At 66.8% G+C, this 9,864-nt stretch carries 11 protein-coding genes; 4 read left to right on the forward strand and 7 right to left on the reverse strand.

Annotated features, from left to right (window positions below; all coding sequences use genetic code 11):
* Positions 1-1,079 (reverse strand): PLP-dependent aminotransferase family protein (locus tag AB0J09_RS43945; protein ID WP_360705022.1); only part of this gene is annotated, 1,079 nt, incomplete at its 3' end.
* Here AB0J09_RS43945 and AB0J09_RS43950 point away from each other — a divergent pair.
* The 3 genes from AB0J09_RS43950 to AB0J09_RS43960 are packed head-to-tail and all read left to right on the forward strand — an operon-like array spanning position 1,078 to position 3,477.
* A complete protein-coding gene (locus AB0J09_RS43950) occupies positions 1,078-2,001 on the forward strand; it encodes a DMT family transporter (protein ID WP_360705025.1) in 924 nt (307 codons plus the stop codon). The genes AB0J09_RS43945 and AB0J09_RS43950 overlap by 2 nt on opposite strands.
* A gap of 45 nt (positions 2,002-2,046) precedes the next feature.
* Entirely contained in the window at positions 2,047-3,069 is a 1,023-nt protein-coding gene (locus AB0J09_RS43955; RefSeq protein WP_360705028.1) for a hypothetical protein, read from the forward strand.
* A 39-nt stretch (positions 3,070-3,108) separates the two neighbouring features.
* A complete protein-coding gene (locus AB0J09_RS43960; RefSeq protein ID WP_360705031.1) occupies positions 3,109-3,477 on the forward strand; it encodes an ASCH domain-containing protein in 369 nt (122 codons plus the stop codon).
* A gap of 97 nt (positions 3,478-3,574) precedes the next feature.
* Here the strand turns inward: AB0J09_RS43960 and AB0J09_RS43965 are convergent, their stop codons facing one another.
* The 5 genes from AB0J09_RS43965 to AB0J09_RS43985 form a co-directional block, all read right to left on the reverse strand.
* The gene (locus AB0J09_RS43965; RefSeq protein ID WP_360705034.1) at positions 3,575-4,057 is read right to left on the reverse strand and encodes a winged helix-turn-helix domain-containing protein; all 483 of its coding nucleotides are present in this window, start codon (positions 4,055-4,057) and stop codon (positions 3,575-3,577) included.
* Between the two features lie 40 nt (positions 4,058-4,097).
* A complete protein-coding gene (locus AB0J09_RS43970; protein ID WP_360705037.1) occupies positions 4,098-4,586 on the reverse strand; it encodes a GntR family transcriptional regulator in 489 nt (162 codons plus the stop codon).
* 41 nt (positions 4,587-4,627) lie between these two features.
* Complete coding sequence (locus AB0J09_RS43975) at positions 4,628-5,104, reverse strand: GntR family transcriptional regulator (RefSeq protein WP_360705040.1); 477 nt, start codon at positions 5,102-5,104, stop codon at positions 4,628-4,630.
* 775 nt (positions 5,105-5,879) lie between these two features.
* Positions 5,880-6,536, reverse strand: coding sequence for a DNA repair protein RadC (gene radC, locus AB0J09_RS43980; RefSeq protein ID WP_360705043.1), 657 nt, complete (start codon positions 6,534-6,536; stop codon positions 5,880-5,882).
* Between the two features lie 101 nt (positions 6,537-6,637).
* On the reverse strand, positions 6,638-7,318 hold the full coding sequence (locus tag AB0J09_RS43985; RefSeq protein WP_360705045.1) for a TetR/AcrR family transcriptional regulator: 681 nt from the start codon (positions 7,316-7,318) through the stop codon (positions 6,638-6,640).
* An 11-nt stretch (positions 7,319-7,329) separates the two neighbouring features.
* Between AB0J09_RS43985 and AB0J09_RS43990 the strand changes: the two genes are divergently transcribed.
* On the forward strand, positions 7,330-8,331 hold the full coding sequence (locus AB0J09_RS43990; RefSeq protein WP_360705047.1) for an NADP-dependent oxidoreductase: 1,002 nt from the start codon (positions 7,330-7,332) through the stop codon (positions 8,329-8,331).
* A gap of 253 nt (positions 8,332-8,584) precedes the next feature.
* Here the strand turns inward: AB0J09_RS43990 and AB0J09_RS43995 are convergent, their stop codons facing one another.
* Positions 8,585-9,301: a GntR family transcriptional regulator gene (locus AB0J09_RS43995; RefSeq protein WP_360705050.1), complete on the reverse strand. Its 717-nt coding sequence runs from the start codon at positions 9,299-9,301 to the stop codon at positions 8,585-8,587.
* Between the last annotated feature and the right edge of the window lie 563 nt (positions 9,302-9,864).

Raw genomic sequence — 9,864 nt, forward strand, 5'->3', positions numbered from 1 at the left:
AGATGCCGCTGCCAGGCCGGCGACCCCACGAACTCCAGCGCCGTCTCCTGCAGCGGCCGCGCCACGAAGAACGACTCCACGAGCTGGCTCGCCCGCAGCCGGTGGGCGGCGGGCCCTCTGGCGATGACGGCCGCCACCCGCATGCTCGGCGACAGGATCTTCGTCAGCGACTTCACGTGGACGACGGTGCCGTGCTGGTCCATGGACGACAGGGAAGGGGGCGCCTGCTCGGTGAGAAATCGGGCGAAGTCATCCTCGATCACGAACGCCCCCGCCGCCCTGGCGACCTGCAGCACCTGCTCCCTGCGCTCCACCGTCAGGGTGGCTCCCGTCGGGTTGTGCAGGGTGGGCTGGCAGAAGAAGACCCGTGCCCCTGTGACGGCGAACGCCTCGGCCAGCAGCTCGGGACGTACGCCCTCCCTGTCCATGGGGACGGCCGTGGCCCGCAGCCCGGCCGCCTTGGCCGCCGCGAGCGCGCCCGGATAGGTGGGCGTCTCGACCAGCACCGGAGTGCCCGGGGCCGCCAGAGCCCTGAAGGCATGCGTGAGCGCCGCCTGCCCGCCGCTCACGATCAACGCGTCGGCCGCGGTCACGTCACCCCCTGCCTGCCTCGCGAACCACCTCCGCAGCTCGAGCAGGCCCGCCAGGGGCGGCATGGCCCATGCGTCCGGCCTCCGTACGGCGCGGGCCGCAGCGGCCGCCAACTGCTTGTCCGGCCGCAATCCCGCCCGCAGATATCCGCCGGTCAGGGGTACCACCCCTTCGGCGGCCCCCGCGAGCAGCGTCGCCACGGAGTCTCCGTCCACGACCCGGTCCCCGAGCGCCACGGTCTGCCAGGAGAGGTCGGCGGCGTCCCTTCCCCCGGTGACCTGCGGCGTCACGAACACCCCACTACCGGGCTTCGCGACCACCCTGCCCTCGGCGGCCAGCTGCCCGATGGCCCGGGACACGGTGACGGGGCTGACGTTGTGCCGCCGCATGATCTCCCGGCTGGACGGCAGCCGCGCCCCAGAGCCGAGCCGCGCGGCCTCTTCGCGCAGCATCGCGGCTATATGGGCGATACTGCTATCGTTGTTCATGAAGAGTCAGAATAGCGCTACTCTCACGGATGGAGTAGCACTCCCTCGCGCGGGCGGGCGCGAGCGCCAGGGCACTGCCCTGGCTTTCCTGGGTGTCCTGGCGTTCTCCGGCTCATTTCCGGCCACCGTCTACGCCATGCAAGGCGTCAACCCGTGGCTGGCCGCGATAGGCCGAGCGGCCGTAGCCGGAGTAGTGGCCCTGGTCTGCCTGAAAGCCACCAAAAACCAGCTGATCCCCAAAAGGCAGGACTGGCCGTCTTACGCCCTGATCTCCCTGGGCGTGGTCTTCGGCTTCCCCGTCTTCAGCGGCCTGGCCCTCGCCCTCGGCGCCAGCACATCACACGCCGCGGTGGTGATAGCGCTCCTTCCCGCCGCCACCGCCGCCTGCGCCGTCCTCAGGGCGGCCGAGCGCCCCCGCCCCCTCTTCTGGGTGGCCTGCGCGGCAGGCGCGATCGCCATAACGGCCTTCACTCTCACCCAGCATCAGGGGAAGGCCGCCTGGCCCGATCTCCTTCTGGTCGGCGCGCTGATATCGGCGGCGATCGGCTACACGGAAGGCGGCCGCCTGTCCAGGGAAACCCCGGGCTGGCAGGTGATCTCTCGCGTCCTCGTCCTCTCCCTTCCCCTCACCGTCCCGACGGCCACGGCAATAGCCCTCGCCACCCCCATAAATCCCACCCCACAGGCCATAGCGGGATTCGCGTACGTGTCGCTGGTCTCGATGTTCCTCGGCTTCTTCCCCTGGTACGCGGGCCTGGCAAAGGGCGGCATCGCCCGGGCGGGCCAGACCCAGCTCACCCAGCCCCTCCTCACTCTCCTGTGGGCCTGGGTCCTGATGGGCGAGCGATTCGGGCCGGAAACGGTGGTCGCGGCCCTGGCCGTGCTCGTTTGCGTGGCCATCACTCAGCGCGCCCGTACTTGAAAGCCGTGACGCCGCCCAGCAGGATGGGGGAGGAGGTGTCACAACATGGCGGACCTCACGATCCCAGAGGGCGGCTTCTGGCCTGCGCCGGAGATCCCGCAGCCCAACATCTATCCCATGGAATGGCGGGTCGAGACCGAGAAACTCGCCGCCATCTACGAAAAGTCCAAGCGCGTGGTCTGGAACCCGGCCGACCTGCCCTGGGACGGCCTGGATCCGGACGACTTCACGCGGGAGCAGCGCCTGGGCATCATGTACTGGTTCGCGGTCCTGGCGAACTTCGACGCGTCAGGACCGGCCGTGTTCGCCCGCGCCACCATCCAGGCCTTCGAAAAGCACGAAGAGGACCCGGTCAGGAAGTGCTTCTTCTCGATCACCCGTGACGAGATGAACCACGAGGAGTGCTGCCAGCGCACCATCGCCAAACTCTGGCCCGGCGGTCCGCTCAACTGGACCCCGTCCGACGACCTGGAATCGGCCGCCCACAACAACATCGGCTGGCTCTACCACAACGGCGGCCGCTACTGGAACGGCTACACCTCGGCTGTCGGCAAGTATTCGCTGCCGGTCCTCTTCACCAGCTTCATGATGGGGGAAATGGCCGCCTCGACGCTCTTCAGGGGCATGGCCTCCGGCACCCGGCATCCCGTCTTCGGCGAGATGTTCCAGCGAATAGGGCGCGACGAGTCCCGCCATCTCCAGATCTGCATGACGATCCTGGAGAACGAATGGCCGGGGCTCACCGACGAGACCCGTGTCCTCATCACCCGCCAGCTCAGAGCCGGTTTCGTCTTCCTCAGCATGATCCTCTGGGAGCCGCCGGAGGGCTTCTGGGAGCTACCGCCGTACTTCCTGCCCAACCACCGTGTCCTCATGGACCACGCCAGGCAGGCGGGTCTCGGCGTCCTGTCCTACGAGGAACAGGCGGAAAACTGGCGTGTGGCCATGGCCAGGATCCGCGCGATCGTGGAGCGCTGGGGCATCGCCTTCCCCGCCATTCCGGAGCTGGACCTGGAAGGCGTGCAGGTGGACTTCATCGACCCGGAGGACATCATCCCGGTCTTCTAACATGTGACCATGTGGCCTCGCATGGGCGGAATGAGAGTCATGGAGTTCGGCACGCCCGGCGAACTCCGCACCTGGCTGACCGGGCTGGTCCTGTCGGGCTCGAAAACGGCCACGGCCGGCCTTCTGCCGCTCGACTACCACGCTGAGGATGAAGAGGTGGAGCACGTCGGCGAGGTCTTGGCCGTCGTGGACAATGCGGGCGCCAAGGTGGCGGAAATAGAAATAACAAAGGTTGAGCTGACGCCGTTCGCGGAGGTCGCCTGGGAATTCGCTCAGGCGGAAGGCGAGGGTTTCCGCTCGACGGAGCACTGGCGCGAAACCCACCGCCGCTACTGGGCCGGCCAGGGCTCCGAAGTGGACGACTCGACGACGGTGGTCTGCCTGTGGTTCCGCGTGGTCGGTCAGTAGCTCGGGTGGTCGGTTAGGAAGCCCGGGTGGTCGGTGGGGAAGTCCGGGTGGCCGGTCAGGGAGCTCGGGTGGCCGGTCAGGAAGGCCGGGTCGCCGGTCAGGGAGGGGGCGAAGAGGGCCGCCGCTCCTCGGGTGAGACGTAGCTGCCGCGATGTGGAACGGTGAAGACCCACCCCTGCTCACGGAGCAGCGCTATGGCCCGCCGTACAGTCTCACGTGCGGCGCCGTACTGGCGCACCAGCGTGACCTCACTCGGAAGGGGACGGTGCGCGCCCAGCTCACCCGCCTCGATGTGTTTCCGGATCCGCTCGGCGATCTGCCGGTACAGCGGAACCTGCTGAGGCTCTGCCTCGCCGGGAGCACTCACGAACGTGCCCCCGCCTTGGCGCGTATGGACCAGCCCCTGATCCCGCAGCACGCGAATCGCCCTGCGCGCGGTCGTGCGCGCAACGCGGAACTCCCGCTGGATCCCTGCCTCGCTGATCAGGACATCTCCTGGGCAGAGCCCCTCGATTATGCGCGTCTTGAGGACTTCGCTGATCTGAACGTAGAGGTAGGTGCCACTCGAGCGATCCAGCACTCTTCAAGGATATACAAGCCGGCGGCCAAATGAAGAGCCGCTAAGCGCCCCTATTCGTGGGCCACTTTTCGGGCTCATTCACATATGTTCCCCTATAGGGGACCGTGAACACCCAGCCCTGCTCCCGGAGATGCGCAACGGCCTTTCGGACCGTGACCTTCGCGACCCCGTGCCGCAGCATCAAAGCCTTCTCACTCGATATCGCGCGGTTCGGCTGGAACTGGCCACGCCTGATTCTCGCGGCGATATCACCGGCGATTTCCAGGTAAAGGGCCTTCGTCTGCCTTATTCTCGGGACACCCGTGGGCCCGACGTATGTGCCTTCGCTCTGAACGGTGTGGACCAGCCGGCGCTCGCGTAGCTCTCGAACCACATTGCGTGCGGTCGATCTCGCGATGCCGAACGCCGCTTCCAGAGCCGCCTCGCTCGGCACGGCCTCGCCGGCGCGCAATCGCCCACTGGTGATCTGTTCCTGGATTGCATCGGCGATCTGCACATAGATCGGGACGGGCCCGTCACGGTCGAGCATGCTCATAGCGTAGACGTCTGGATACAAGCAGTCGAGCAGAGTCAGACCTGGGGCCACGACTCCTTCGGCGACACGTAACTGCCCCGCTGCGCGACGGTATAGATCCATCCTTGCTCCCGTAGGAGCGCCATGGCCCGCCGTACCGTCTCCCGGGCCACGCTGTACTGCTCCACCAGTGCCGACTCGCCCGGTATAGGCCGTCGCGGGGAGAGCTGTCCCGTCTGGATCTGCTCGGCGATGTCCGTCGCGATCTGCTGGTACAGAGGGACTTTTCGCTGCTTACGAGGGGCTTCGTCAGGTCCGCCGACAAAGGTCCCTTCGCCCTGAACGGTGTAGATGAGCCCTTCCTCGCGAAGCACGTGAACCGCCCGCCTGGCGGTCGTCCTGGCGACTCCGAACTCCTGCTGAATGTCCGCCTCACTCGGCACAGGGTGTCCGGACGCGAGCCCGGAGACCCGCTGCCGAAGGATCTCCGCGATCTGGAGGTAGATGTGGGTGTCTCCGTCGTAGTCGAGCACGCATGCAACTTAGACCAACAGGTGCAAGACCTCCCATATCGTTCTGTCTGCTCAGGCAGAGCGCTCTTTATAGCTAGACAGAAGGAGACGACTAGACGTATCGTCAGGCCATGGCCAAACCTCTTGAGCTGCCCTGCTGCCACCTCGCAGCCCACGTGCCGGACCCACTCCCGGGCCATCTGGCCATGAGGTGGGATCCCGCGCGGCGGTACGCCGAACGCGTGAGGGTCAAGGATTACACGTGCGCTTGTTCGCCAACGTTCTATGAGCTGTGCGAGAGTGCCGGTGAATACTTCATTCGCAGGACCCGCCGTATTGGCGAAGAAGTGGTGGTCGAGGAAAGTCTCCGGACCGTTTACGCCAGAGCGCTGGTTACCTGGGCCAGATTGTTGAACGGGACAGCGTGCGGAGGATGAGAGTGGACGGGTGCCCGGTTCGCGCTTTGGCCGCCGAATCGCGAACCGGACACCCCAGGTGATGGCACACAAACGTGCCATCGGGGGCGCACCTGTGTGACCTCGGGCGACGCGCCTGCCCATGGCCCGGCAAGGGGCGATGGGCTTCGCCTGGGATCGGTGCGTACGACGGGCATGGTCTCGTGCCCTCCGGAGGCGTGGGACCATGCCACAGCGAGTCATGGCCGGCTGACGTCCGTAACGGCCTACCCGCGGTTATTAGATTCTCATGGGCGTCACTTGGAAAACTGCTGTTCGGCGCTATACACGGGATGATTCCCTTTGGTATGCGGTGGGCTCATGCTCCCTAGTGGAATCGATTATGTAGGGATTCGCCGCCAAGCAGCGTCCGTGATGATCAGGTGGTCGAGCAGGCGCAGGCCGACTGTCTCGGCGGCCTGGACGAGCTGGGCCGTGGCCTCCAGGTCGGCCGCGCTCGGTTCGAGGGAGCCGCCCGGATGGTTGTGGGCCAGGCCGAACATCGCGCCGCCCGAGGTGAGCACTTCCGCGATCACCTCTCGGATCGGCACGGGCGTGTGGTCGGACGCGCCTTCGGTCAGGATCGAATGCTTCAGCACCCTGCCGCGGGTGTCGCACACCACCATGACGAGCCGCTCCTGCCTGCGGCAGCGGAGCAGCGGCGCACAGTGGTTGGCGAGGTCGGACGTGCTGGTGATCCGTTCGCGCTCCGGCCATGCGTCCGCACGGCGTACGAGATGAAAGGCCGCGGCAACCCTGGCGGCCTTGGCGGGCCCCACTCCGGGCACGGCAAGTAACCGATGCGGGTCCGAACGGCGGAGGCCATCGAGATCCCCGCAATGCTTGATCACCTGGCTGGCCAGATCCAGGGCACTCGATCCGCGGAACCCTGAGCCCAGCAGCACGGCCAGCAGCTCACGGTCTGCCAGCGCGGCGGCGCCGCTGGACATGAGCCGTTCGCGCGGCCGGTCGCTCTTGGGCAGGTCTTTGACTCGCATCGGCAACCTCCGCACCCGTTGTATCAACGCGCACCGACAATCTCTGACCTGGGCGTTTGGGGTCTTCGGTTCGTTGTCGTGCGTGTGGAATGCCGTGAGTGTCAACTTGGTGGGCGGTTGGCCTCGGTGATCACGGCGGAGGCGAGTCGTGCCGTCTCCGTGGCGATCTCGTACGGTGAAAGCGGACGCTCGTTCTCCAGCCACCACGTGATCGCCTGCACGAACATGCCGCCCAGCAGTGTCGGCACCAAGCCACCCGACGTCGGGATCGAGTCGAGATGCTGGGCGACATTGTTCGAGAGCGAGGACTGCATCTTCGCCGCGAACCACGGGCTGCCCTTCTTGCCGAGCAACGCGCCGTACAAACGCCGATATCCGGCGACATGTTCAAAGAACGCGACCCAACGTTCGATGGGAGGCCGTTCGTCTTCGTCGGCCATGGTGCCCAGCAGCGCCTCCATCGCCTCGTCGAAGATCTGCTCCACGAGGTGGTACTTGTCGCGGTAATTGCGATAGAAGGCGGCTCGGCTCACCATGGCCCGTTCGGTGATCTGGCCTACGGTGAGGCGTTCGAACCCGCGTTCCTCGATGAGCTCGACCAGCGCGTCTCGCAGCAGTTTCCGCGTACGGCGTACCCGGACGTTGTCGGTTGGCTGAGACAAATTCCGCTCCTTGTCCAGGCCGGTACATCTCCCCGGAATTGCGACTGGCCACCCCATCCGCGACACCGGCAGCATGGCTTCCCGGACAGCATGCCTTGATTGAGACACATTGTCGCGCATGGAGGATGACCATGAAAGCACTCGTGGCCAGGCAATACGGACCGCCGGACCTCTTCACCATCGAAGACCGCCCCGTCCCCGAGCCCGGCCCAGGCTGGCTCCAGGTACGGGTGCGCGCCGCCTCGATCAACCCCGCCGATCTGCTGATGACCGACGGCACCATCCGCGAGATGGTGCCGCTGGACTTCCCGTACATACCGGGCACCGACTTCGCCGGAACGGTGACGAAACTCGGCCCCGGCGTGGACGGGTTCTCGGTAGGCGAGGAGGTCTTCGGGTTCGGTGCTCCGCCGTCGTTCGCGCAGGGCGTCGGGATCTCCGCGGTCACGTCGGGGGCGATGGCCGAGTACGCGGTCTTCCAGGCGGGCGCGTACCTGGCTCGCCGGCCGGACGGAGTGAGCCCGGAGGTGGCGGCGGCGCTGCCCAGCACAGGCATGACCGGGCTCGCGGTGGTCGAGGCAGGCGGGTTCGAGCCGGGCGAGAAGGTGCTGGTGATCGGCGCCGGCGGGGGAATCGGCAGCGTCGTGGTGCCGCTGCTGGCCGGACGCGTCGAGATCATCGCCACGACCACAGGGGAGGATGAGAATTATGTCCGCAAGCTCGGAGCGGGCAGCCTGATCGACTACCTCGAGACCGACATCGCTGAGGAGACGCTGCGTCGCCATCCCGGCGGCGTCGACGCGATCATCAACCTGGCGCTCAAGGGCGAGCCGCTGATTGAGGCGGCCAAGGCGCTCCGGCCGGGAGGACGCCTGCTCAGCACCACGCCCGGCTCGCCCCAACCGTCCGCGTTCGGCCGGGACGATCTCACCGTGACCGTCGTGATGGGCACGCTCAAGGTCCGGAACGACACTCTCCCGACGATCGCCGCCCGCCTGCTCGACGGCACGCTGCCCGATCCGATCAGCCGCCGGTACGGTTTCGACGACGCTGTCCGGGCTTTTCAGGATTTCGCGGGCATGCGGCACCGCGGGAAGTTCGTCGTCTCGATGGCTGAGGGACCGGCCCGATGATGCGCGCCGTCGAATGCGACCGCTACGGCGATCCCGGTCAGCTGAGCGTACGCACCGTTCCCCAGCCGCAGCCGAAGCCGGGGGGAGGTGCTCGTCCGTGTCCACGGCTCCAGCGTGAACCCGGTGGACGCGAGTCGACCAAGGCAAGGTACGCCCGGTCGATCGCGGCGGCGAAGCTCATCGCGGTCGTCGCCGATTAGGGGTGTCCGGCTCCGGGCGATAGGGGTTCGCCCGGAGTCGTGGGGGCTTGGAGTTATACGGGCATGCTGTAGGTGACTCTGAAACGGTCGCCTGGGATGACGATGTCGCTGGTCTCCACGGGGCGGTCGCCTGCCCAGTGGGTGCGCTCGACGTGCAGCACGTGGATGCCGGCCGCCAGATCGAGCGCGTCGCTCTCCGCCGGGCGGGGAACGCGGGTGTGCACGCTCTCGACCACCTCGGTGACCTTCACACCATGCGCGAACATCCTCGCGACCAGGCTCCGCCGCTCCTCCTCCGAATGGGGGGCGAACTCCAGTGGCTCGTACGAGGTGACCAGCTGCAGCGGTCTGCCCTCTCCACGAAAGATGTAGTGGGTCTTGGTCAGCGTGGTCGACTCGCTGAGGCGCAGACGCCTGGCGATGTCGGGTCCTGCTTCGGTCGGCTCGCTATGCCAGTCCCACGTCACGCGCCTGCCCTGAGACTGCAGGTCGGCGGCGAACGGGGCGGGGTGATCAAGAAAGCGCCATCGGTAGAGCGATGTCAGGTCAGGGCGTTCCCTTACATAATGACCCGAGCCCACGCGGCCGATGATGAGGCCTTCGCCCGCGAGCACGCGTAGCGCGTGCCGGGCTGCGGTCTCGCCGACCTGATACTTACGGGTCAGCTGCGCCCGCGATGGGATCGGCGCGCCTGGGGGAAGGGTGCCGTCGGTGATCTGCCGTCGAATGTCTTCGACGACACGCAGGTAGACCGGATCTGAGGTGGCCACTAGTCCATCCCTGGGGGTTCGTGTGAGGCGTTGCCCCATGTTGCCGTATTCGGCAGGTAACCGACCGTCATCGATGGCGGCTGGAGCCCCAACTTTGCGGTGGCAGAAAATTATCGGAGAAACCCTGTAACACTGGTGTAAGGGGGGGCGATTCTCCGGTAGAGGTCGTCGATGTGTGTACCCCCGAGCACATATCGGCGACCTCTTCCAATGTCCGGGGCCTGGGTTGCGGCGGCAGGCGGGCGCTGTGCGGCCTGATCGGACGGGGTTCTTGATCGGGGACGGCGAGTACTTCCAAGCAGCCACCCGCCCTTGAGGTCGCTGACCTGCCGATGCTCCGCCGCCCACGCGGGCCTGCTGCCGGATCCTGCCCGCTCTCCGATCGCCCTCGCTGCCGGATCGCGCTCGCCCTCCACTCGCCCTCGCTGGTGGGTCGCGCCCGCTGCCTGCTCGGCTTCCTTTGCGTGTGGGTCCGCTGTCCGCTCGGGCCCGCTGTCCGCTCGGGCCCGCTGTCCGCTCGGGCCCGCTGTCCGCTCGGGAACGGTACACCAACCTTCTCTCAT

The sequence above is a fragment of the Nonomuraea sp. NPDC049784 genome, from assembly GCF_040659615.1.
Classification (GTDB): Bacteria; Actinomycetota; Actinomycetes; order Streptosporangiales; family Streptosporangiaceae; genus Nonomuraea.

Coding starts and splice junctions, on each gene's coding strand:
- AB0J09_RS43960 (WP_360705031.1), top strand. CDS start 3,109: ATGGAGTTCGGCACGCCCGGCGAACTCCGCACCTGGCTGACCGGGCTG.
- AB0J09_RS43950 (WP_360705025.1), top strand. CDS start 1,078: ATGAAGAGTCAGAATAGCGCTACTCTCACGGATGGAGTAGCACTCCCT.
- AB0J09_RS43970 (WP_360705037.1), bottom strand. CDS start 4,586: ATGCTCGACCGTGACGGGCCCGTCCCGATCTATGTGCAGATCGCCGAT.
- AB0J09_RS43955 (WP_360705028.1), top strand. CDS start 2,047: ATGGCGGACCTCACGATCCCAGAGGGCGGCTTCTGGCCTGCGCCGGAG.
- AB0J09_RS43990 (WP_360705047.1), top strand. CDS start 7,330: ATGAAAGCACTCGTGGCCAGGCAATACGGACCGCCGGACCTCTTCACC.
- radC (WP_360705043.1), bottom strand. CDS start 6,536: ATGCGAGTCAAAGACCTGCCCAAGAGCGACCGGCCGCGCGAACGGCTC.
- AB0J09_RS43985 (WP_360705045.1), bottom strand. CDS start 7,318: ATGCGCGACAATGTGTCTCAATCAAGGCATGCTGTCCGGGAAGCCATG.